We start from the raw sequence: 22,970 nt of genomic DNA on the forward strand, positions 1-22,970 counted from the left end.
TAGCACTCTCTTTTTTCTTCTCTGATGCAAATTTGGCAATTTTAAGAGTGATAGAAAACTACAGTAGTTCTTGCCAGATTGGTAACATTATAGGTGTTACTGCAATTTCAGCTTTTAAGCTTCTTGTTCTTTTCGCTCTAAATTACTTTTTTATATGGTAAATAAATCTGCACACAATGCTCTTTTAGATTGGTACACAACAGATGGACGCCACGAACTTCCGTGGCGTAAAACAAACGACATTTATCATATTTATATCAGTGAAATTATGCTGCAACAAACTCAGGTTAATCGTGTAAGAGATGAGTATTATCCAAAATTTTTAGCGAGATTTCCTAGCATAAAAACTTTGGCAGAGGCAGAGCTTGATGAAGTTTTTGTACTCTGGAGTGGATTGGGGTACTACTCTAGGGCTAGAAATTTACATAAAACTGCGCAACTTGCACTGAATGGACTCCCTTGTGAGAAAAAAGAGCTCCTAAAACTGCCAGGAATAGGCGAATATACGGCAAGTGCAATTTGCAGCTTCGGATATAGACAAAATATTCCTGTAGTCGATACAAACATTGCAAGAGTGCTAAAACGCTACTTTGGACTCTTAGAGGTTCAAGATAAAACTCTCTGGGAATATGCTGCTAGCTTTGTAAACGCAGCTGATGCTAGAGCGCATAATCTTGCTTTAATGGATTTGGGTTCATTAGTTTGTTTGCCTAAAAACCCGCAATGTGAAATGTGTCCGTTGCGTTTAGAGTGTAAAGGGAAGGGTGAACCTGAACTCTATACACAAAAAAAGAAAAAAGAGTATGAGAGACTTGAACTTTTTTACGCACTATACATAAAAGATGGTAAAATAGCATTAAGAACGTCACAAGAGAAGCTCTATAAAGGGATGTTGGTACTTCCAAATACAGAACCTATTGAAGAGAATTTCATCGCTGCGTTTAAGCACTCTTATACGAAGTACAGACTCACTGTTAATCTTTATCATGTTGATAAGATTACAGATGAATTTGTCTGGGTAGAATTAAAAGAACTGGAAAATGCACCGATTTCATCATTAACGAAAAAAGCGGCTGTTTTTATCGAAAAAAAAGGGGAAATATATGGATTTTAAATCTATGTCAATCAGTAAAAAGGTACATATACCATTAGTGGTGTCTATTTTAATAGGCTTTTTAATAGTTTTAGTGAACTACTTATACTCTATTAAAGATTTGACCAATAATGTTTACAATAAAGAGCAAAAATCTTTGGTATTGACATATAGGGGCTTGATGCATGCCAAAGAAGATATAGGGCTTACTAATGCCATTAATATATCGGAAAATTATAGTGTTGTGCGTGCACTTCTTGAAAATAACAGAACAGTAGCGATTGAAGGGCTCAAAGACCTCTCAAAAGAGTTTAAAGAGTACACAAACTACAAAAATATTAAGGTGCATATTCATGATGCAAATATTCATAGCTTTTTAAGAGCATGGAAGCCAAATAAATATGGTGATGATTTAAGCGGTTTTAGATACACTATTGTTGCAGTTAAAAAAGAGAAGAAGCCTATAGTTGCCATTGAACTTGGACGTGCTGGTTTAGTTTTAAGAGGTATTGCTCCTGTTATTGAAAGTGGTAAATATCTTGGTTCTGTAGAGTTTATGCAGGGTCTTAATTCTATTGTTAAATCTGCAAGAAAAAACCATGATTATGATATTGTCATAGTGATGAAAAATGATTTACTCTCCATTGCTACAAAACTGAAAAATGCTCCAAAACTTCAAGACTATACTTTGGCAGTTAAACAAAAGGTTGTTAATCCTGATTTTTTTGAAGATTTAAAACATATTCAAATTAATAAAACTGAGCACTTTCAAATGACGAATAAATATTTTGTTGTCTCAGAACCTATTAAAGATTTTTCTGGAAAAGTTGTGGGATTTGCATTGGTTGGTAATAAAATAGCAAATGTAAATAGTGTCATATCACAATCTAAAGATTCTCTTTTACGACAAGTTTACATTATGTCATTTATTGATCTGTTAATTTTACTATTTTTGCTTATTATTATTAAAAAGTCAGTTACAGACCCTATACTTAATCTTGATACAGTAGCAAGTGAATTGGCTCAGGGTGATGCTGATTTGAGTAAAAGAATGCCGATCAACAGTGATGATGAATTAGGGCGAGCTAGTAAAAGTTTTAATACTTTCTTGGATAAGGTAGAACAAATTGCCCTTGATGCGCAAGAAAATGCAATAGAAGCTGAAAAAGCAGCAAAAATTGCCGAGTCTGTTGCTCAAAATAATAGACTAACACTTGCACTATCTTCTGAAATGATTGGTGGCGCGGTAAAGAATGCTGATAATTTGCGAAAAAGTATGAATGAGAGTGTTCAAAGTGTTAATCAGGCAAATGAACTTAATGAACAGACATCTAAAGTTATTCAAGAGGTTACTGAATCAACAGGTAATATTAAAAATGCCATTCATAACATTACAGAGATGGTGAGTGAATCAAGAAATTCTGCTGAGGAATTAAATACGAATGTTGAAGAGATTTACAATGTTATTTCTCTTATTAAAGATATATCTGACCAGACGAATCTCTTGGCACTAAACGCAGCAATAGAAGCTGCCCGTGCAGGTGAACATGGACGTGGATTTGCCGTAGTGGCTGATGAGGTAAGAAAACTTGCAGAGCGTACACAAAAAGCGACAAGTGAAGTGGAAGCAAATATTAGTGTATTAAAACAAAACTCTATAAGTATGAGTGAAAATAGTGAAAAAATTGAGTTGCACTCGGTAGAGTCGCAAAGTACACTTGATGAATTTGTCGATACCCTTACGCAGTTAATTGAAAATAGTAAAATCATTACAAGAGATAATGAAATGATTGGTCATGAACTTTTCGCGAATATGGCTAAACTTGACCATATGGTATATAAAAATCATGCCTATTCTTCTATGCTCGAAGGGAAATTAAATTTTGAGCTTACAGATCAAGAGAGTTGTATGTTTGGAAAATGGTATGCAAAAGAGGGAAAAACCCATTTTGGATTAAGTAGTAGCTTTAAAGCAATTCAAGCACCTCATAAAAGGGTTCATGATGATATTGCAAAGGCTATGAGCAAACTTCAAAGTAAAGAGATAGATGAAATTATTGCTCTCTTTAAAGATGCAGAAAAAGCCTCACTTGAACTCTTTATGCAGTTAGATTCAATGATGAAAGAGTGATAAATATTACAAATTAAATGATGTTTTAATATGAAAAAAAATACAATGTCATTAATAAAATAGAGTAAATTAAAAAGGATTGGAATATGGCTGTAAAAGTGGCAATAAATGGAACTGGTAGAATAGGAATGATTGTAGCAAAGATTGTTACAAGTAGAGATGACATTGAACTTGTAGCGATTAATACTACTGCAAAACCAGATATGCTTGAGTACCTTTTTAAATATGACAGTGTACATAGCGGTGTCGATGCAAAAGTTCTTGATGAAAAGACGATTATGATTAATGGTAAAACTGTTGCTATGAGTTCTACGCGTAATCCTGAAGAGCTTGAGTTTGGTAAGGCTGGTGCGGAAGTTGTAATAGAGTGTACGGGTGTGTTCTTAACGACTCAAAAGGCAAAAGCTTACCTAAAAGATGGTGTTAAAAAAGTAGTGATGAGTGCTCCTGCAAAAGATGATACTCCTACTTATGTTATAAATATCAATACTGATGATTATAAGGGTGAAGCGATTATTTCAAATGCAAGTTGTACAACAAATGGACTTGCTCCTCTTTGTAAAATTTTAGATGATGAGTTTGGAATTGAAAATGGTTTGATGACGACTATTCACTCATATACAAATGATCAAAATATTTTAGATGTAAAACATAACAAAGATATGCGTCGTGCGCGTGCAGCTGCTGTTAACCTTATTCCTACTACAACGGGAGCTGCAAAGGCTATGGCTCTTGTTATGCCTCAACTAAAAGGGAAGCTTAACGGCTACGCTATGCGTGTTCCTACTCCTGATGTCTCTGTAGTTGACTTAACTGTAAACTTGAAAAAAGATGTAACACTTGAAGATATTAACGCTGCGTTTGAGAAGGCTTCAAAAACAAATTTTGCGGGTCTTTTAGAGATTGATTATGACAAAAGAGTCTCTAGTGACTTTATTGGGTCTACATATAGTGCAACATATGTACCAGATATGACAAGTGTTGTTGATGGTAAAACAGTAAAAGTTTTAGCATGGTATGACAATGAGTGGGGATATAGCTCAAGACTTGTAGATATGTGTGTTTTTGTAGGAAATAACTAAAAACTTTATATAAAGAGGAAAGGATTTATGTCATTAGCTATTATTTGTTCAGGAGGTGATGCTCCAGGCATGAATCCTGCCATTAAAAAATTTGTTGATTATGTTTACGACAAAGATGAAAAAAGCTACTTTATTTATGATGGTCTTGAAGGTCTTATAGATAACAATATAAAAGAAGCCTCTTACAAGGATGTTGCAGGTATTGTGCATCTTGGTGGTACTATTATTCGCTCTTCGCGCTCCAAAAGATTTTATGAACACAAATATAGAAAACAGGCCTATGAAAACTTAAAAGCACTCGATATAGACGGTATAGTAGTTCTTGGTGGTGATGGTTCTTTCCGAGCGATGGAAGTTTTTAGCTCTGAGTTTGCAATAAACTTCGTAGGTATTCCCTCCACGATTGATAATGATATTTATGGCAGTGAGTATTGTCTAGGTGTCGATACCTCTTTAAATGTTATTCGTGATGCCATAGATAAAATCCGTGATACAGCATCTTCTTTTAATCGTGCGTTTATTGTTGAGGTAATGGGACGAGAATGTGGTTACCTTGCTGCTGTCTCAGGCATAGTTAGTGGTGCAGAAATTTGTGTCATTCCCGAAGTGGAATTTGATAAAGAGAGTGTGCAAAAACGACTGAAAGCTGAGATAGACAATGGTAGAAGATATGTCCTTGCAATTGTCGCAGAAGGAACAGGTAAGAGTTCAGAAATTCACGACTGGATTGAAAAAGAGCTTGGGCTTGAGACAAGAGTCAGCATACTCGGTCATATTCAAAGAGGAGGCAACCCCACTGTATATGACCGTCTTATGGCATTTGACTTTACCATAGCTGCTGTAGATTATTTGCTTGCACATAAAGATTCAAACAAAGTTGTTGTATATAACAAGGGTGAGCTTTCATTTATAGAGATAGAAGAGGTTTGTTCAAAAAAATATGTTTTATCTCAAAAGCTTATAGATTCTATTAAATAGACTTCTTTCATAACCTAGATATATTTCAGAGGGAAGAAAAAAAGATGAAATTGTGCAAAATCTTTTTTAAGGCGTAGCCGTAGCTACGGTGAGGAAAAGTTTTGTGCAAGTTCGCTTTTTTTATCCCTCCCTTTGGGCAATTTATAGAGAGCTTTACTCTGCGTTAGATAACCTCCACCGTAGCTACGGCTACGCTGAAGAACATCTGCCTTGATTAAAACTTTCTATAAACTGCTGAGATATATCTAGGTTATGAAAGAAGTCTAATATTTAGGTTAAAAGATGGAGCATAAGATGTTAGAGAATGAATGCATGAAAACGATGGACTTTAGGCATGCTTGTAAGATGTTTGATGAGAGTAAAAAGATTTCTGATGAAGATATGCTTTATATCTTAGAAGTTGCAAGAAAATCACCATCCTCTTTTGGTATGGAAGCGTGGAAGTTTTTGGTAATTACAAATGAAGAGCTAAAAGTAAAGTTACGACCCTCTTGCTGGAATCAACCGCAGATTACAAGTTGTTCTCACCTTGTAATAGTTCTAGCTGGTATTGAAAGTGTGAAAGTGGCATCTGGTGAAGTAGAAAAACGATTTGCAAGACGTCAAATGCCACAAGAGAGTCTGGATATGTATATGAATCTTTATGCAGGGCACTTAAAAGATACACTTAGCAGTGATAATAAAATTTATGCATGGACTTCAAAACAGACTTACCTTGCAGTAGCAAATATGATGAATGCTGCTGCGTTTATAGGCATAGATTCTTGTCCCATTGAGGGATTTGATAAGAAGCAGGTAGAAGAGCTTTTAGAGCTAGATACAACGAAATTTCAACTCTCTTTGGTACTTCCTTTTGGCTACCGTTTAAATGAGCAACCAGCGCAGATAAGACGTCCTTTTGAAGAAGTTGTTACGTTTATAAAATAATATTTCAATTTAATGAGTATTTTTTGTATATATTAAACTGTTAATGCAAGAAATAAGGAGCAATAGAGTGCAGATACGAGTCTATTACGAAGATACCGATGTAGGTGGTGTTGTTTACCACTCAAACTATCTCAATTTTTGCGAAAGGGCGCGCTCTGAAGCCTTTTTTAAACGCAGTAAAAATCCCATTTTAGAAAGTGGGCATTTTGTGGCTCGTAAGATCAATGCTGATTTTTTTAAGAGTGCAAAACTTGGAGATATGTTAGATATTCAAACGCAGCTCATAGAGATGAAAGCTGCTTCTTTTATGCTTAAGCAGACTATTTTTAGAGATGATGAGAAGATATTTGAGTTAGAAATATTGCTTGTGCATATTGACTTTTCGGCAAAGATACAGAGAATGAATCAAGAGACTAAAGGTATAATTTTATCTCTTTTTGAAGAGTAAATATGATGAAAAATATTGATAAAAATGTCATCTATTTAGGCTGGGTGAGTTTTTTTACAGATATGGCATCAAATATGATTACAACACTGTTGCCTATATTCATCATCTATGTTTTACATGAGGGCGTGGATAAGCTTGGTATTATCATTGCTATCTCTACCTTTATTTCCTACGCTTTTCGTATACTTTTTGGTTATTTGAGTGATAAGTATCAAATAGTAAAACCATTTGTTGTGAGTGGGTATTTTATTTCTGCTGTTTCAAAGCCACTGCTGGCATTTTCAACTACATTTACCAGTGTTGCTCTTTTGCGTGGTGTTGAGAGAATGGGAAAAGCGGTGAGAAGTGCTTCAAAAGATTCTCTTATTAGCAGTTATGTAAAGAACAACTCGCATGGCAAGACTTTTGGTTTTCATAAGATGATGGATATTTCTGGAGAGCTCAGTGGAGCACTTATTATTTTTCTTATTTTTATGTTTGTATCAAAAGATGAGCACTCTATACGCACTATATTTGAGCTGACAATTATTCCAGGGCTTATTGCCACTTTCATTGCACTCTTTTTTGTAAAAGATGCACCTAAAAAAGAGAAGAAAGATAGTAGTGTTCTAAACGCAGCCGATTATAAACTTTTACCAATCTTGATTATCTACTTTATATTTGTCTTTTTTATTATGAGTGATCAGTTCTTTATTTTAAAGGCAAAAACGGATGGCTATGCACTGAGCACTATTCCTCTATTTGTAATGTTGCTTACTGCAATTCAGAGTTTGTCAAGTTATTACAGTGGTTATTTGAGTGATAAAATAGGTGTTATTCGTACTTTGCAACTTGCATTTGTTTTTGGATTATTATCGGTTTCTTTGATGGATGTAGAGTTATGGGCTGCGTTTACATCGCTTGGACTCTTTACTATTTTTAGTCTAAACGCAGTGAGAAGTTACATATCTGCTTACGCCTCTTCAAAAGGTTTTGTGTTTGGTGTTTTTTATGGTGGTGTTGCTATCTCAACTGCTTTAGGTGCTTTAGCCATAGGCTATATTTGGCAACTATATGGTTTTGATCGTGCAATGCTTTTTAGTGAAGTAGGTATGAGTTTGATGTTTCTTATACTACTTCTAAAAAAAGCTTAATATTTAGAAAACTTGGAGAGACCTGGTCTAATAAGTTCTATATTATACTGAACTTGATTCTCTTGCATTGGAGTTTTATACTCTCTAGGCTCACCTGTGATTAATTTGTAAAAGTAGTCTATTCCGATGGTAGTAGAGTAATTTATCCAGTCATAAACAATGTCGTTATGTAGGAGTAAATTTGCTTCTATAAGGACATTGTTCTCTTGCGTAATTGAGTTTGCTATTATCATCTTTTTTCTATCTCTATATTGTGTCATCGACAAAATAAGAGGATCATAATTTATTTGTGTTGAGAGAATATTTGTTGTATTTGTGTCATAAAGTGTTAGCTGTGACATAATCATTCCTGTTTTAATGACAGGTGTATTTATAAAAAATGAGGCATCGTTTATCTTTTCATTATCTTTGAGATAGCGTTGTAAATTTGTCGTTCTTCTTGAAATTGTGTAGTTGATGACGTGTTTCCCGTCACTAAGATTTTCATCTTCTGGTAAAGCATTTTCACTTGTATCTGTTTGCATATCATAGACACTTACTTCATCTGCATAAGACATACTTTCATTTACATCTATGGTCGGATGTAAAAATTCCTCTTTTTGGTATGTAGCCAGCTCTTTTCCAGTATGTGATTTATCGGAAAAAATAACGAGAGGAGAAACAGCCTTTTTTAGAAGAAGTTTACTTTGCTGTTTGTAGTTGATACCACCAAAATAGAGATATGGTGAAGTAGAATTGACATCATTTTTGTTAATAGTTGGAAAGTAAATATTTAGATTTGGATCTATAGCAATGACATTATCAACGCCTTTCTTTGTTAGAGGTGCTATGACATAATCATAACCATCTGCTTTAATTTTTCTAAACGCAGCCTCAATATCACCAATATTTTCGCTCTCTATTTTATAGCTTTTAAGTGAAAAAGAGTTACTTTTTGTCATTAGATAGGCAAAGACTGCATTTGTGGTAGATGAAGCATACTTTCCTATTTTTTTGTATGGTAGTAGCATAGCTATATTTAAGCCGCCACGACTGTTAAAAGCTCCTAAATTAAGGACAGAAACATTCATTTTTCTAATGTCATCAAGTGCTTTATTGTCAAGTTTATGATCAGCATGTGCCATAAAAGAAAATATCATTCCTTTGTCAAGGAAATCTTGAAGACAGATGTCGTTACACTCATAAGGATCAAGATTTTCAATATAAGTTTTTGGTAGTGGTATTGGTGAAATCATAAAGCTTTGTGCAAACATAATAGAAGGAGTAAAAAAAAGTAGTAATAATTTTATAGATAATTTCATAAGTGGCATTATATCGGATTGAATTTAATAAGAGTATAAAAATTTTAACTATTGCAAGGTATTTTAAAATATAATGTTAGTATAAAGCTAAATATTTAAAAAAGGTAGTGCTTGAAAATATTACACACATCAGATTGGCATTTAGGTCAAAGTTTTATGGGAAAAAGTAGAGAAGAGGAGCATCAGGCATTTCTAACGTGGCTTCTTGAACTTATAGAGAAAGAGGACATCAGTGTGCTTATTGTCGCTGGAGATATTTTCGACACAGGTACGCCATCAAACTATGCCTTAGAACTCTACTACAATTTTCTTACAAAACTCTCTCACTCCTCATGTGAAAACATCATTATAACAGCAGGAAATCATGACTCCATAGCTACACTAAAAGCTCCAAAACAGCTTCTAAAAGCGCTTAATATTCATCTTATTACGAGTGGTGATGAAGATGAAGAGGAGATAGTCCCTATTTATAAGCAAGAGACATTAGAGGGTATTGTTTGCGCTGTTCCCTTTTTACGAGATTATGTGGTGCGTAAGTCACTTGATGCTCAAAGTATGAGTGACAAAGAGAACGCTTTAACTCAGGGAATTAAAGAGCATTATAACTGCGTTTACAAAGAGGCGTTGAGCGTAGCAGGGGCAAATGATGTGCCACTAATTGCCACAGGGCATCTTACAACGGTTGGTGCAAAAACAAGTGAATCTGAGCGTGAAATATACATAGGCGGAACGCTTGATATGGGCAGTGACTTTTTAAGTGAGAAGTTTGACTATGTGGCTTTAGGGCATCTGCATAGTAATCAAAAAGTCAGCTTTGATCATGTACGCTACTCCGGTTCACCTATTCCTCTGAGTTTTAGTGAAGCATCATCTGAAAAAAAGGTAAACATTATCACATTTAGTGGGAAAACTCCGAGTGTGCGTGAAGTGAGCATACCGCTCTATCGATCTCTTTTAGTACTTCGTGGTGATACTAAGAGTATTTTGGAAGCATTAAACGCAGTTACAGATAAAGAGAGTTGGATAGAGGTACATGTTAATGATGAAAACCCTTTTTATGCTAATCAAGTCATACGAGAAAAAGCTGAAGAGTTAGAGTTGACACTTTTAGCGGTGAAAATAGACAAAAGTGAACAGGCTCTATGTAGTGAAGATTTTCAAGTCGTGAGTTTAGATGAGCTTACGCCTCTTGATTTGTTTGAAAAGCGTCTGGAAAAAGAGGAGTTGCAAGATGAAGCATTACGCGATGAGCTTATCAAAAATTTTAAAAATATTGTTGCAGAGGTGCAAAACTCATGAAAATTCTCTCTTTGAAATCGCTAAATATTAACTCTTTAAAAGGAAAAACGGAGATTGATTTTGCACAACTTACACAAGAGAGTGCACTCTTTGCCATTACAGGTCCTACGGGTTCTGGAAAGAGTACGCTGCTTGATATTATCTCATGTGCTTTGTATGGGCGAACAGCAAGACTCAAAAATCCAAATGATTTGATGTCAAAAAACTGTGGTGAAGCCTACTGTGAAGTGGAATTTGAGATAAGGGGGAGGGTGTATCGCTCTTCATGGAAGCAAAGACGAGCGAGAAAAAAGCATGATGGGGCATTCCAAAGTGCTACTATGGAGCTTGTAGATTTAGAAGAAAATAAGATTTTGCCACTAAAAACAAGAGAAGTTCCCAAAAAGATAGAGGAGCTTTCAGGGCTTGATTTTTCTCGTTTTACGCAGTCTATGTTACTTGCACAAGGGAGTTTTGATGCTTTTTTAAAAGCAGATGAAAAAGAGAGATCTCTTTTACTTGAGAAGATAACGGGAACACAAATATATGCAGAGATCTCAAAAGCTGTTTTTGATAAGCACCGCTTTTTACAACAGGAAATGGATAGCGAGCAGAGGGTTTTGGACTCTATTGAGCTGCTAGATAAAGAGGTCATTGTACAAAAGCAAAAAGAGCTTTATGAAAATATTACTAAAAAAAGAGAGAATGACAAAGAACTTCAAAAACTAAACAAGGCACTTCATTGGTCGCATAGGCTTATGGAACTTCAAAGTGATATTAAGAAATATGAAAGTATGCTACGTGAAGTCACAAAGAAAAAAGAGGAAAATAGAGACTCTTTTGAGAGAGTGTTTTTAGCACAGAGGGCATTGAATGTTTTTGGAACTTTTTCATCTTACAAGCAACTTTATGAGAATTTGGAGACCAATAAACGTAAGAGTGTAACACTGACAGATGAACTTACTCTTTTAGAAGAAGAGTTAAAAAAGAGTAATGCAAAATATGTAACTATAAAAGAGGCGTTTGAGAAAGAAGAGCATGAGTACAGTGCCACAGTAGAGAAGATAAAAGCTGCTCGTGAGATAAGGACGAAAGAGGAGCAGAGTCATATAAGGCTTGCCAAAGAAGAGAAGTTACTTCAAAGTAAAGAAGAAGCGCTGCAAGCAGCAAAAAAGAGTTTGGAGTTACATATACAAAAGCAAGAAGATATTCAAACGCAGATAGCAATTAAAAATGAGTATTTGCAAAAACATATAAAGGATGAGAAACTATTTACCACACTTGGCATAATAGAGCAGAATATTAAAATATATAGAAAACTTCTTGGTAAAAGAGAGAGTGATATTCAAGAGAATGATAAGAGTAGGGTGCTTATAAAATCACTCAGGGAGACGCAAAAGATTTCTATAGATCATATAGAAGAGATAAAACGACACATAGAGACATTGCGTGAAAAAGTAGAGAGAGAACAACTACTGAAAAAGTATGAAGCAGATCGTGAACTGCTTGTAGATGGTGAAGCTTGTTTTCTTTGTGGTGCAACAGAACATCCATATGCTGAGGGTATGCAGAGTGTTTGTGTGAATGAAACAAAAGAGATGTTACAAAAAGAGCTCAAAGTGTTGCAAATAAAAGAGAAGGATTTGCAAGATTTAGAGCTTCTTTTGGCTCTAAAGAGCTCAGAAGTTGAAAATACAGAGTTGGAGATTGAAAATCTTGATAAAGAGATACGAGAGCAAAGAGAACTTTTTGAAAAATACTCTTTTAAAGTTAGTGATAAAGAGATAGATGAAAAGTATCAAGAACTGCTAGAGGCTAAAAATAGATATGTAGAAAATGTAGAGGCTTTGAAAAAGTTAGAAAAAGAGCTAAATGTATGTAATGTGCAAAAAGGGGAGAGTCAAACGCAGCTAAGGTTACTTACTCAAGAGATAGAGGCACTACAAAATAGTATACAAGCATTGCAGGAGAATATAAAAGCTTTTGTTTTAAAACGTGTAGCAGTTCTTAATGTGGCTGATTTGGATGCGTATGAACAAGAAGTGTCTAGACAGTATAAAGCAGCACAAAAAGAGGAACAGGAAGCTAAAGCTGCGTTCAATGTACTTAAAATTAAAAGCCAAGAGCGTCAGAGTGCCAAAAAAAGTTTAGAGTTGCAAATAGAAGAGGAGAGTGCAAAGCTTGAAGTGCTAAAAAAATCACTTGAGGAACTCTATGAGCAGAATGATTTTTTAGATGAAGAAGAGTTAAAAAGTGCAATGCTTAATACTAAAGAGAGAGAAGAACTTACAAAGTTTTGTAATGATATAGAAGATAGTTATAAAAAGGTGCATACGCTTTATAAAGAGACAACTTATCAACTTCAAGAGCATACAAAAGAAGCTTGTATACAAAGAACAGTAGAAGAGCTTGAAATATTGCTAGCACTTTTAACTCAAAAATCGGATGCTTTACAAGAGAGTATAGGAAGCAGTAAAAAAGAGTTAGAGTTAAACCAAGAAAATAGCAATAAATTTCAAAAACGCATAGCAGCATTGCAAGAGAAAAAAGAGGCTTTTGGAGTCTGGGTAAAACTCAATGAACTTGTAGGCTCTGCTGATGGAACAAAGTTCAAAAAATTTGCACAGGGTATAACGCTTGACCAGCTTATAAGTTTGGCAAATCAACATTTGGCGCTATTAAGCCCTCGCTACACTCTAGCAAGAAACCAAGAGAAACTTTTAGAACTTGAGATAGTAGATAGTTACCAAGGAAATGTAGAACGTCCCGTAAGTACACTCTCTGGTGGTGAGAGTTTTATAGTAAGTTTAGCTCTTGCACTGGGTCTCTCAGAACTGGCAAGTCAAAAAATAGCCATAGATTCTCTCTTCTTAGATGAGGGCTTTGGAACGCTTGATACTGAGAGTTTAGAGACTGCACTCAATGCACTCAACCTTTTACAAACAAGTGGTAAAATGGTGGGCGTTATCTCTCATGTAGAGGCGTTAAAAGAACGAATACCTTTGCAGATAAAAGTCATTCCTAACGGAGATGGGACAAGTAGCGTTGAGGTGGATTAAGAAAGACAACTTTTAATGGTTTTTAAATCATTCATAGTTATCTTTTTTAACTCCGGATTTCGTAGTAGATATTGCGGATGATAAATTGGTATGAGTTTGTAATTTTTGTAGTCTATGACATGTCCGCGCACATTTTCAAAATTTTCATTATCTCCTGTGAGATGGCTGTAAGCTTCTGGACCTAAAGTAACGATGACCTTTGGCTTTATAAACTCAATTTGTGAAAAAAGATAGTTTTTACATGAGTTCCATTCTGAGGGGGATGGTCTATTGGATTGGAGTGGTTTACATTTGATTGCGTGGGTAAGATAGGCATCTTTTACATCGATTTTTACCACATTTTCTATCATTTTTTTAAGTGTTTCTCCAGATCTTGCATCGTAGTAAGAATTTGTAGAATCTTGCGCTTTTGAAACAATATAATCAACAATAAATAACTCTGCATTTTCACTTCCAAAACCGCTCATACTTTGAGATCTGGACTTACTCAAATCACATAGGTGACACGATATTATGTTCTGTGATAATTGTGATAAACTACTAGGAGATTCATCATTTTGCCTTATATTCAAATCAAAATGGTCGATGTATTCAAAGCCTGTAGCTTTGAGTCTGTAGAGATTTTGCAATAAAACAAGATTTTGATAAGATTTCAAGAAAACCACCACGTTTTAAAATATATTGAGAGTATAATTAAAATGTGGTTAAAGTACACTTTATGAGAAAAATATGTTATTATACAGGTACCTAAAGGATTAGGAATTATATGCAAAAAAATATTTTAGAAATTAAAAACTTTGTTTTAAAATCTTCAGCAGAAGTCCCATCGACTGTTCGGGAAATTCAAAAGGGAAAATATGAAAAACTTTTAATCCATATTGTCTCTTATTTGCACAATACAGTTCTTGTACAAATTCTCTACAAAGATTTGATACATATTTATCCTGAAGCAAAAATAGCTTTTTTAAAACATGATGATAAAATTACGACATCAGTGAATCTTTTTTCTATAAAAATCGAAGATATTGATGATATTAGTGATGAAGTATTAAAAGAATTATATCTTGATAATTCAGAAAAAATTGACTGTATTGATGATTATCGCTCTGAATTATTTAAAAAATATTTCACTGATCATTTAACACAGCTTCCAAATTTGTATCAATTACGAAAAGATTTGGAACAACTTGAAAGTCCAGGATTGATTTTACTTAAAATTGATAATTTTCAAAAAATAAATACTTTTTATGGATTTGTAGTAGGTGATTATGTCTTAGAAGCTGTAGCAAAACACTTAAAAGAGGTATTAGTAGATAATAAAGTATATAGACTCTCGGGTGCTGAATATGCTATTACATTGAATCATAATTTAGGGTTTTATGCTCTGAAAAAATATATTGAAGAAGTGTATGAAAAAATTTCTAAAATAGATGTTATATATAGAGAAGCACGAATATATATAGATTTTACGCTAGGCTCAACATCTATGAGGAATAACTGCAATATTTTTTCAAAAGTTTCAATGGCATTGATGTATGCAAGACAAAAGGGAGTGCGTTACTGGATATATGAAGACAGAATGCATTTTGAAGATGAATATAGTCGTAATTTAAATTTTTCTCACATTATAAGAGAAGCTGTTCAAAACAATAGAATTGTGCCATATTATCAAGCTATTTTGGACAATAAAAGTGGCAAAGTCGTCAAGTATGAATGTTTGGCAAGGATGATAGATTCAAATGAAAAAATTATATCACCTGCTGTTTTTATACCTATTGCAAAAAATATCAAGGTCTACAATGAAGTAACAAAATGTATCATCAGAAAATCTTTTGATTTTTTTGAAAACAGTCACTATGAATTTAGTATTAATCTCTCAATTGAAGATATTATGAGTAGTGAGATGTTTCATTTTATTATGCAAACACTGCACGATTCAAAAGCATCTTCTCGTGTTACATTTGAGATACTTGAGAGTGAAGCAATACAAGACTTTAAAAGAGTAGATAGATTTATTTCTGAAGTGAGACGCTATGGTGCGCAGATTGCCATAGATGATTTTGGAAGTGGATATTCAAATTTTTCATATCTTGTGAAAATTGAAGCAGATTATATTAAATTAGATGGTTCACTTATTGAAAATATTGATGTTAATGAATCGTCTACAATTGTAGTAGAAACCATTGTGAATTTTGCCAAAAAACTTGGAATGAAAACTATTGCAGAGTATGTACATTCAAGCGTAGTTATGGATAAAGTTATCTCTTTAGGCATAGATTATTCACAAGGCTTTTATATTGATGAGCCTTCATTAGATATTAAATAATTTTTAGGAGTCTGTTATGAAAAGAATCGAAGAAGTTATTGATGAACTTTTTAAAAACTTCATTGAAGAAGCGATACAAAATATTGGAATTGGTCCATTTATTACATCAAGAGAAGCTATAGAAAGCGTTTTAGATACTCAACTGCAAAAAAATAAAAAAGGCTAGACATGGAAAAAGTTAAATTAAAATTTTACACGATAGATAGATGTGCATATCGTAAATATGGTGAAGATGCTGAATACCTTACTAATATTTCGGATACACTAGATGATTTAAAAGAGTGGATTGAAGATTTAACTTTGCAACAAACACGCACAACAAATATACTCTCAGCAATATCTGAACAATCACACACCTACTGTATTGATGTACGAAAAAGTACGAATAACAACTACTTGCTTGTAACCTGGAACAGAAGCGAATCAACAAACGGTGCTATATCTAGCATACACAAAGATGAACCAGTAAGCAGTGCTTCAACAAATGTTGAAAGTACAGACCTACCTGATGATCACATTCCTGGATATGCTACATATTTTTGGTTTATCCCAGAAGATAACATCTTAGCTACTATTAAATTCAATCATTTAAGTAACGGTCATGTTGGAATGAACAACTACTTAAAAGGTTTTTTGACTCGTTATTCTAAATATACTATCGTGGCAGAAGATGAAGAAAATAGAGGAAATTATGAAATTGTTGGGTATGGCGAATCTAATGAAGATTATGATGAGGACTTACATCCATATTTTAGCTCTAGCTTAAAACGACTGGCAGGTAAAATAGACTATATCCGAAATAGACGAAGAGATATTAAAAAAGTCATAAGAAAAACAGTTATCACTCAAGAGGTCACTAATGATGCAAATCTCTTTGAAAAACTAATGTATCGTATGGGCTCAACAGAACCTCATGCTTTAAATGATAATATAGAATTAAAGTATGAAATGAAAACTAATTTAAATGAGAGAGAATTAAATGATATAATTACATCATGGAGACAAGACCATGGACAGGCATGGGATGATGTTGGTTTTATGATTCCTGGAAATCCTAATCCACTGTGGCTTAGCTCAGAGGTTCCGTCAAAAGAAGTAGATATAAATGTTATTAGAAATAATGATGAGTTTGTAAACTTTGATAGTTTATTAACAGAGTTAGATAATAAAATTGAAGATTTTAGAAGAGTCTATAATGGAGAAGATTAGTGCGAAATACAATACTTAGTATATTTGTTATTGCTTTAGCTATAGTATGGTCTTTACCTGAAGTTGCTTTTTCAAAGCAATCCATCTTATTAGATTCATTAAAACAAATTTCTTCTATTGTCTTAGCAATAACTGGTGCATGGGCTGCTATTGTGTATCCAGAATCATTAAAAAATATCATAAGTAAAAAAGGCACATATGATGTAGATATGGATTCGATTGAAAATTTGTTTCGTCCTATGATTAGTTCTATTATAATATTAGGATGTATCATTACCATAGAGCTTATGGCTTTTATTTTAAAGTTAATTGACCTACCATCATATGCAATTCCATATTTACGAGATGTTTCATTTTTTACTATTGTTTATTTGTACATATTACAATTATGGACATTAGTAATAACAATTATTCCACTCAATAACTCTTATAGAGAAGCTAAACTCGAACATAAGAAAAATAAACATTTTGATAGTGCTACAAAAAATGTGAAAAAAATAAGATAAGTAAATTATTTGCTTTTAAAATGTTAGTAATTTCCGTATAGTTAGGTTTATTTGCAAAAGTTTATTTTCTTTACTTGCACAATTTTACAACAACTTCCTAACGCAAATAAAGCACGATAACACCACATTTCTCCACATATCTTACAATTTGACTTATTGTAAAAACTGCTGCGAGTCTTTCTAAAACATTAAATGTAAAAACAATTATTGAGTATATTGAAAATAAAGAGATCGAGTTAAAATTACAAGAAGAGGTAGATGATTTTTATGGACAGGGATACCTTTATGCAGTAGCAATGCCTCTAGAAAAAGTTAAAAAAACTTTTTCTTAAAGAGTGTAGAAGAAATTAACTATTCAGTAACTTCTACAAGTTCTGGAGTTGATTCCCAAATACCGTGTTTAGTACAGTAAGCGTGTGCTACGAGGTTAAGTTTTTTCTTCATTGGACGAATATTGAATGTTACTTCAGCATGAGATTTCTCATTTCCTAAAGTTCCTGCTACAAATGAAGCCATTGCTAATTTAGTTTCACCATCAAAAAGAGTGATGCTTTCAATGTAGTGATCAAAATCATCTGGATGAGTATATTCATTACCTAAAGTTACTTTTACTGCAAGCATTTCGCCTTTTTTTGCTACACCATCAACTGTGATAAATGGTGAGTGACGATCTATTAAATCTTTTTTTGCTTCTCTTTCTACTGTGTCAATGTCAACATATTTGTTAATCTTTGGCATATTAAATCCTTGTGTTATATTTATTTGGTGTTATTGTAGTATAAAAACTTTTAGTATAATCATAAACAAGAGTATATTTCTCTTATTTAAGATTACTTTAAAATTTACTTACGAAAAGTAGCCTCTTGAATAATAAGTGGGTAAAAATATCCATATCCAAAATCTTTGTCTTTTACTACTTTTCCTGTTGCATAAACTACATCTCCAACTTTTGGCGGTGTTTGTGTCGATGTAAAAACAAGATCGTCCATATTCATAAATCTGCTGCCATCTTCAAGGTGTACCCAGTTAAGTTTCATAATCTGTGTTAAGGCTTTTGTAACTTTTGCGTGAACGGTAACCGTTTTTCCTATATATTTGTCACGATTTTTAAAAAGTTCTGCAATAGTGAGTGTGTCTTTTGTTTTGTACTTTGATGTCATGATATTTGGCTTTATGCTCTGAACTTTTTGTGCCTGCGTTTTGGAGTTGACCTCGCCTGCAAAAAGAATCTTCTCAAACGTACGGTTAAGTGTTTTTGAGTGGAAGTTTTTCATCCATCCCTGCTCATTAAATTTAATGGTGTCTCCTACTTTTACATTGTGTTGTGTCATAGCAATCCAGTAAACATTGCTACCATCTTTGACTTTCATATATGTATAGCCACCACTGTTAAGAGCTTTTTCTACCTTTGCCTGATGGATACCAGCAGCATAGAGACTAGCGCCTAGTATAACTGCGAGTGCGATTTTTTTCATCTGTGTTCCTTTTTTGATTTAATAATTTTAACAAGATTTTAACCAACAAATAGATACAATCGCGACAATTTATAAAATAAAGAGTCCAAATATGTTAAAACCATTACTAATTGAAATCGGTGTTGAAGAGCTTCCTGCAGTTCCTCTCTTAAAAGAGATGAAAAATATTGAGAAAAAATATGCTGCTGTATTAGAAAAATATTCACTTCTTGGAGAGTTTGAATTTTATTACACTCCTCGTCGTTTGGTTATGTGGCATAGAGAGTTTAAACTTAAACAAGATGACAGTGTAGAGGAGTTCTTTGGAGCACCTTTGGCTGTGGCATACAAAGATGGCAAGCCAACTCCTGCAGCAAACGGTTTTGCTAAAAAATGCGGTGTTTCTCTTGAAGAACTCAGCACAGCTGAGAAAAATGGCAAAGAGGTACTTTACTATAAAAAAGATGTTAAAGGACAAGAGTCTCGTGAACTGCTTGGCGATATCATCCATGAGTGGCTCAAGTCACTTGACTTTGGAAAGTCTATGCGTTGGGGAAGTTTGGATGAGAGCTTCATTCGTCCTATTCGCTGGATAAATGTACTTTTAGATGACGAGCTTGTACCTATGAAACTCTATGGTGTGGAGTCTGCAAAAACAACAAAAGTACACCGTATTGCCAACTTTAACGCAGTCGCGATTGATGGCGCAAAAGAGTATTTTGAAACACTTAAAAAAGGTGGGGTGACACTCTTTCCACAAGAGCGCTCAGATAAAATTCTCGCTGACATTAAAAACATAGAGTCTGAAAATGGTCTCAATGTTGAAATAGATGAAGAACTTTTTGCTGAAGTTGTGGCAATTACAGAAAACCCAACAGCACTTTTAGGCTCGTTCGATGAGGAGTTCCTACGTTTGCCTCCTGAGGTTATCATTACCTCTATGAAAGAGCATCAAAGATATTTTCCTGTATTTAAAGATGGAAAACTTATAAATAAATTTGTTGTAGTTTCAAACGCATTGACAGATGATTTTTCAGAAGTCGTAAGTGGAAATGAGCGTGTTCTTCGTCCTCGTCTTGCTGATGGACTCTTCTTTTGGGAGAATGACCTTAAAAATGGTCTGAGTACAAAAGGGCTTGAAAAAGTTGCATTTTTCAAAGGGCTTGGAAGCGTTGCAGATAAGATAGAGAGGGAAGCAAAAGTAGCAAACAAACTTTACGAACTCTACAAGCCAAACGCAGAGATTGAAGATTTAAACAGAGCCATAGAACTTGCAAAAGCTGACTTGATGAGTGAGATGGTCTATGAATTTACTGAGCTTCAGGGTATCATGGGTTACTACTATGCACTTGAAGCGGGTGAGAGTGAAGCAGTGGCTATCGCCATAAAAGAGCAGTATCTTCCAGAGGGTGAAGACAGTGAGCTTCCATCTACTGAACTGAGTGCCATAGTTGCTATGAGCATTAAGCTCGACACACTTCTTGGACTCTTCTCTGTCAATGAAATTCCAACAGGTTCACGTGACCCATTTGCGCTCCGTCGTGCGGTCAATGGTATCATCCGTATAGTAAATGAGTATGGCTTTGAGTTTGACATTGTAAAAACGATGAAAGAGCTTGCAGCAAACTATGATGCTATTGATTTGGAAAAATTGGAGAACTTTATTTTAGAGCGTATTAGAAGATACTATAAGGTAAATCCTTCTATCATCGAAGCTGTTTTAGCATCTGATGAGCGAGAACTTTTGGCACTTGGACAAAAGATAGAAGCGCTTAATACTCTTGTAAACTCTGAAGGTTTCGATGACATTTTCTCAACATTCAAGCGTGTAGCGAACATCACAAAAGACATTGACCTCAGTGCTGACTTGAGTGTTGATGAGGCTCTCTTTGAAGAGGAAGCTGAAAAAGCACTTTATAACAGATACAAAGAGGTCACTGCGAAATCATATGAGAGTTATGAAGAGGAGCTCGATGCACTCTTTGGTCTTAAACCTGAGCTTGATACTTTCTTTGATAGTGTCATGGTAAACGCAGAAGATGAAAAAATCAAGAACAACAGAAAAGCGCTTGTAGCTTCCATCTACAAAAGTATCCTAAATATTGCTGACATTAAAGAGGTAAGTGTTTAGGAGCATTTGATGTATGACATTGCCATTGTCGGAGCAGGCATAAACGGCTGTAGTGTTGCCTATGAGTTCATACAAGAGGGCAAAAGTGTTATTCTATTTGATAAAGAGGGCGTAGCCGCTGGTGGTAGTGGTGCTGCAGGTGCTTTTATATCTCCAAAGTTCTCAAAATCTGGAGAACTTCGAGAGATGTTGGATGCTGCGTTTAGCTACTCTCTAAACTACTATAAAACAAACTTTCCCCGCTCTTTTCAAGCCTCACAACTCCTGCACATTGCAAAAGATGATAAAGATGATGCGATGCTTGGTGAATATAAGAAAAATCCTGCGTTTGGGCTTGAAGAGGCATCGCAAGAGGTGCTTGATTCTCTTACTGAAACAGCAAAAAAGAGAGAACATATCTCTCTAAACGCAGCGATTGTTAATGCACAGAGTGTTTGTCAGGAGATGAGTAAGAGTGCGAAATTTGTGCGTGAAAAAGTGGAAAATCTACGCTATGATGATGGTTTTTGGCTTATAAATGAGACCTATGCTGCAAAAGAGGTCGTTTTGGCAACTGGGGCGTATGAAAAGGTCATCAAAGAGCCATACATTGATGTTCGGGGGATTTGGGGACACCGTGTAGATGTAGAGACAAGCTCACAAAATCCCTACTCATTGCATCAGTTCGTCTCCATCTCCAAAAGCTCTGAAAAAAATGGTAAAAATCTCCTCGCCATCGGTGCAACACACAACATCCACTACCATCCAGATAAAAACCAAGAATCTTATGACATAGAAAAGGGAAGAGCAGAGCTTTTGGAAAAAGCGGCGCAGACGATTAACTTAAAAGATGTAAAAATCATTAAAGATTACACAGGACTGCGTTCAGGTTCGGTTGACTATATGCCACTACTTGGTTCTTTGATACTCTCAGACGAGACCATAAAAGCGTGTGGCAACAGACTGCAAGACAAACGCATTAGCTATGATGAGTTTAGTTACTATCCAAACTTGTATATCATCAATGGCAGTGGCGGATATGGCTTTGTACTTGCACCTTACTTGGCAAAGATACTAAAAGAGTACATTTTAAGTGGAAAGAAAATAGATAAAAGCATCGCCCCTGCAAGATATTTTGCAAGATGGGCGAGAAGAAGAAAATAGTTAGATCTTTACTATTTGTGGAGGCATAGGCTTAAATATTGCCTTGACTGCGTTTGCACGGACTTCGCGTGCTTTTCCTCCTGCATACGGAGAAGGATAGTAAGCACGCTCGATGCACTCATCTGGGTCGTAGTTATTGTCGTACATAAATACGACATTTTTGTCGAGTTTGTTTACATGTGCTGAAAGTGCTCTTGCATAAGCAATAATGGCTTTGTGGTGACGGTCGTATTTATGTCCTATACCAAAAAAGACAAATTTCCCAGTCAAGCGAATCTTTGGAATATCAATATAGTTAAGATTTCTGTCATAACGCGTAAATTGTGTTGAAGTAAGTTTGTCAAGATCTGCATCAAACTCTTCTATAATAGGTGTCGGCTCAATATTTTCACGGTTGTAGTTAAAAAGATAGCGAATCTCTACAAGTTTACCTTTGTAGTGCTCCTTAAACCCTGCGTTTAGAATGTAGTCTTTTGGAGATTCATTAAGAGGTACAAACTCATTATACTTATCAAATCCATCTTCTTGTAAAAAATGGCTCATTTTATAACCCACAGGAGAGCGTTCAGGATTGTAAAGAAATACCGTTCCCGCCACATGTTTACGCTTCTTTTTAAGCATATTTTCCAAATCATCTACCGTGATTTTCTCATCTTCACTCTCGTTGATGTACATATACTGCTCAACAAGGTAGTCCATATCAAAATTTGTCGAAAACTTTCCAAATACCTGCATACTCATAACCCTTTTAATTTTGCGAATTATATCCTA

20 protein-coding genes are annotated in these 22,970 nt (G+C 34.7%); 15 read left to right on the forward strand and 5 right to left on the reverse strand.

The features are described 5' to 3' along the window. The first annotated feature begins 154 nt into the window (after window positions 1-154). From MV589_RS06340 to MV589_RS06370, 7 genes are all read left to right on the forward strand, one after another. Window positions 155-1,114 carry an A/G-specific adenine glycosylase gene (locus MV589_RS06340; protein WP_297433136.1) on the forward strand — a complete coding sequence of 320 codons (960 nt, stop codon included), beginning with the start codon at window positions 155-157 and terminating at the stop codon, window positions 1,112-1,114. After that, on the forward strand, window positions 1,104-3,224 hold the full coding sequence (locus tag MV589_RS06345) for a methyl-accepting chemotaxis protein (RefSeq protein WP_297433139.1): 2,121 nt from the start codon (window positions 1,104-1,106) through the stop codon (window positions 3,222-3,224). Before MV589_RS06340 ends, MV589_RS06345 begins: the two co-directional genes overlap by 11 nt. An 86-nt stretch (window positions 3,225-3,310) precedes the next feature. After that, complete coding sequence (gap, locus tag MV589_RS06350) at window positions 3,311-4,306, forward strand: type I glyceraldehyde-3-phosphate dehydrogenase (RefSeq protein ID WP_297433141.1); 996 nt, start codon at window positions 3,311-3,313, stop codon at window positions 4,304-4,306. 27 nt (window positions 4,307-4,333) lie between these two features. Beyond that, complete coding sequence (locus MV589_RS06355) at window positions 4,334-5,284, forward strand: 6-phosphofructokinase (RefSeq protein WP_297433143.1); 951 nt, start codon at window positions 4,334-4,336, stop codon at window positions 5,282-5,284. Window positions 5,285-5,578: 294 nt separating this feature from the next. After that, a complete protein-coding gene (locus tag MV589_RS06360) occupies window positions 5,579-6,211 on the forward strand; it encodes an NAD(P)H-dependent oxidoreductase (RefSeq protein ID WP_297433145.1) in 633 nt (210 codons plus the stop codon). Window positions 6,212-6,278: 67 nt separating this feature from the next. Then, entirely contained in the window at window positions 6,279-6,659 is a 381-nt protein-coding gene (locus MV589_RS06365; RefSeq protein ID WP_297433147.1) for a YbgC/FadM family acyl-CoA thioesterase, read from the forward strand. Between the two features lie 2 nt (window positions 6,660-6,661). Next, complete coding sequence (locus MV589_RS06370) at window positions 6,662-7,792, forward strand: MFS transporter (RefSeq protein ID WP_297433149.1); 1,131 nt, start codon at window positions 6,662-6,664, stop codon at window positions 7,790-7,792. Here MV589_RS06370 and MV589_RS06375 read toward each other — a convergent pair. Next, window positions 7,789-9,093, reverse strand: a complete 1,305-nt coding sequence (locus tag MV589_RS06375; protein ID WP_297433151.1) for a type 1 periplasmic-binding domain-containing protein — start codon at window positions 9,091-9,093, stop codon at window positions 7,789-7,791. The two genes, MV589_RS06370 and MV589_RS06375, sit on opposite strands and share 4 nt — an antisense overlap. A 111-nt stretch (window positions 9,094-9,204) precedes the next feature. On the opposite strand from MV589_RS06375, the gene MV589_RS06380 reads away from it, so the two are divergent. Both MV589_RS06380 and MV589_RS06385 read left to right on the forward strand, forming a co-directional pair. Next, window positions 9,205-10,392 carry an exonuclease SbcCD subunit D C-terminal domain-containing protein gene (locus tag MV589_RS06380; protein WP_297433153.1) on the forward strand — a complete coding sequence of 396 codons (1,188 nt, stop codon included), beginning with the start codon at window positions 9,205-9,207 and terminating at the stop codon, window positions 10,390-10,392. After that, window positions 10,389-13,430 carry an AAA family ATPase gene (locus tag MV589_RS06385; RefSeq protein WP_297433155.1) on the forward strand — a complete coding sequence of 1,014 codons (3,042 nt, stop codon included), beginning with the start codon at window positions 10,389-10,391 and terminating at the stop codon, window positions 13,428-13,430. Before MV589_RS06380 ends, MV589_RS06385 begins: the two co-directional genes overlap by 4 nt. On the opposite strand, the gene MV589_RS06390 is transcribed toward MV589_RS06385, so the two are convergent. Then, window positions 13,427-14,095 carry a uracil-DNA glycosylase gene (locus MV589_RS06390; RefSeq protein WP_297433157.1) on the reverse strand — a complete coding sequence of 223 codons (669 nt, stop codon included), beginning with the start codon at window positions 14,093-14,095 and terminating at the stop codon, window positions 13,427-13,429. The genes MV589_RS06385 and MV589_RS06390 overlap by 4 nt on opposite strands. A gap of 101 nt (window positions 14,096-14,196) precedes the next feature. On the opposite strand from MV589_RS06390, the gene MV589_RS06395 reads away from it, so the two are divergent. From MV589_RS06395 to MV589_RS06410, 4 genes are read left to right on the forward strand one after another with little or no spacing between them, the layout of a single operon-like run. Continuing rightward, window positions 14,197-15,756: an EAL domain-containing protein gene (locus MV589_RS06395; protein ID WP_297433160.1), complete on the forward strand. Its 1,560-nt coding sequence runs from the start codon at window positions 14,197-14,199 to the stop codon at window positions 15,754-15,756. A 16-nt stretch (window positions 15,757-15,772) separates the two neighbouring features. Next, window positions 15,773-15,922, forward strand: coding sequence for a hypothetical protein (locus MV589_RS06400; RefSeq protein ID WP_297433162.1), 150 nt, complete (start codon window positions 15,773-15,775; stop codon window positions 15,920-15,922). A 2-nt stretch (window positions 15,923-15,924) separates the two neighbouring features. After that, window positions 15,925-16,965 (forward strand): hypothetical protein, encoded by a 1,041-nt coding sequence (locus MV589_RS06405; RefSeq protein ID WP_297433164.1) that lies wholly within the window; start codon window positions 15,925-15,927, stop codon window positions 16,963-16,965. Beyond that, complete coding sequence (locus tag MV589_RS06410; RefSeq protein WP_297433166.1) at window positions 16,965-17,471, forward strand: hypothetical protein; 507 nt, start codon at window positions 16,965-16,967, stop codon at window positions 17,469-17,471. Before MV589_RS06405 ends, MV589_RS06410 begins: the two co-directional genes overlap by 1 nt. A gap of 351 nt (window positions 17,472-17,822) precedes the next feature. Here the strand turns inward: MV589_RS06410 and MV589_RS06415 are convergent, their stop codons facing one another. Together MV589_RS06415 and MV589_RS06420 are read right to left on the reverse strand one after the other, a co-directional pair. After that, window positions 17,823-18,209, reverse strand: a complete 387-nt coding sequence (locus tag MV589_RS06415) for a class II SORL domain-containing protein (RefSeq protein WP_297433168.1) — start codon at window positions 18,207-18,209, stop codon at window positions 17,823-17,825. A 104-nt stretch (window positions 18,210-18,313) separates the two neighbouring features. Continuing rightward, window positions 18,314-18,946, reverse strand: a complete 633-nt coding sequence (locus MV589_RS06420; protein WP_297433170.1) for an OB-fold nucleic acid binding domain-containing protein — start codon at window positions 18,944-18,946, stop codon at window positions 18,314-18,316. Window positions 18,947-19,037: 91 nt separating this feature from the next. Between MV589_RS06420 and glyS the strand changes: the two genes are divergently transcribed. Further along, complete coding sequence (gene glyS / locus MV589_RS06425) at window positions 19,038-21,056, forward strand: glycine--tRNA ligase subunit beta (protein ID WP_297433172.1); 2,019 nt, start codon at window positions 19,038-19,040, stop codon at window positions 21,054-21,056. A gap of 9 nt (window positions 21,057-21,065) precedes the next feature. Further along, entirely contained in the window at window positions 21,066-22,199 is a 1,134-nt protein-coding gene (locus MV589_RS06430) for an NAD(P)/FAD-dependent oxidoreductase (protein ID WP_297433174.1), read from the forward strand. Here MV589_RS06430 and MV589_RS06435 read toward each other — a convergent pair whose 3' ends face one another. Further along, a complete protein-coding gene (locus tag MV589_RS06435) occupies window positions 22,200-22,934 on the reverse strand; it encodes a hypothetical protein (protein WP_297433176.1) in 735 nt (244 codons plus the stop codon). Window positions 22,935-22,970: the final 36 nt, after the last annotated feature.

The organism is Sulfurimonas sp., from assembly GCF_026991475.1.
Taxonomy (GTDB): Bacteria; Campylobacterota; Campylobacteria; order Campylobacterales; family Sulfurimonadaceae; genus Sulfurimonas.

What these genes read in the sequence shown, in the direction of transcription:
- glyS (WP_297433172.1), top strand. Translation starts at nt 19,038, where the DNA reads ATGTTAAAACCATTACTAATTGAAATCGGTGTTGAAGAGCTTCCTGCA.
- MV589_RS06415 (WP_297433168.1), bottom strand. Translation starts at nt 18,209, where the DNA reads ATGCCAAAGATTAACAAATATGTTGACATTGACACAGTAGAAAGAGAA.
- MV589_RS06435 (WP_297433176.1), bottom strand. Translation starts at nt 22,934, where the DNA reads ATGCAGGTATTTGGAAAGTTTTCGACAAATTTTGATATGGACTACCTT.
- MV589_RS06340 (WP_297433136.1), top strand. Translation starts at nt 155, where the DNA reads ATGGTAAATAAATCTGCACACAATGCTCTTTTAGATTGGTACACAACA.
- MV589_RS06385 (WP_297433155.1), top strand. Translation starts at nt 10,389, where the DNA reads ATGAAAATTCTCTCTTTGAAATCGCTAAATATTAACTCTTTAAAAGGA.
- MV589_RS06400 (WP_297433162.1), top strand. Translation starts at nt 15,773, where the DNA reads ATGAAAAGAATCGAAGAAGTTATTGATGAACTTTTTAAAAACTTCATT.
- MV589_RS06370 (WP_297433149.1), top strand. Translation starts at nt 6,662, where the DNA reads ATGATGAAAAATATTGATAAAAATGTCATCTATTTAGGCTGGGTGAGT.
- MV589_RS06405 (WP_297433164.1), top strand. Translation starts at nt 15,925, where the DNA reads ATGGAAAAAGTTAAATTAAAATTTTACACGATAGATAGATGTGCATAT.
- MV589_RS06430 (WP_297433174.1), top strand. Translation starts at nt 21,066, where the DNA reads ATGTATGACATTGCCATTGTCGGAGCAGGCATAAACGGCTGTAGTGTT.
- gap (WP_297433141.1), top strand. Translation starts at nt 3,311, where the DNA reads ATGGCTGTAAAAGTGGCAATAAATGGAACTGGTAGAATAGGAATGATT.
- MV589_RS06420 (WP_297433170.1), bottom strand. Translation starts at nt 18,946, where the DNA reads ATGAAAAAAATCGCACTCGCAGTTATACTAGGCGCTAGTCTCTATGCT.
- MV589_RS06345 (WP_297433139.1), top strand. Translation starts at nt 1,104, where the DNA reads ATGGATTTTAAATCTATGTCAATCAGTAAAAAGGTACATATACCATTA.
- MV589_RS06360 (WP_297433145.1), top strand. Translation starts at nt 5,579, where the DNA reads ATGTTAGAGAATGAATGCATGAAAACGATGGACTTTAGGCATGCTTGT.
- MV589_RS06395 (WP_297433160.1), top strand. Translation starts at nt 14,197, where the DNA reads ATGCAAAAAAATATTTTAGAAATTAAAAACTTTGTTTTAAAATCTTCA.
- MV589_RS06355 (WP_297433143.1), top strand. Translation starts at nt 4,334, where the DNA reads ATGTCATTAGCTATTATTTGTTCAGGAGGTGATGCTCCAGGCATGAAT.
- MV589_RS06375 (WP_297433151.1), bottom strand. Translation starts at nt 9,093, where the DNA reads ATGAAATTATCTATAAAATTATTACTACTTTTTTTTACTCCTTCTATT.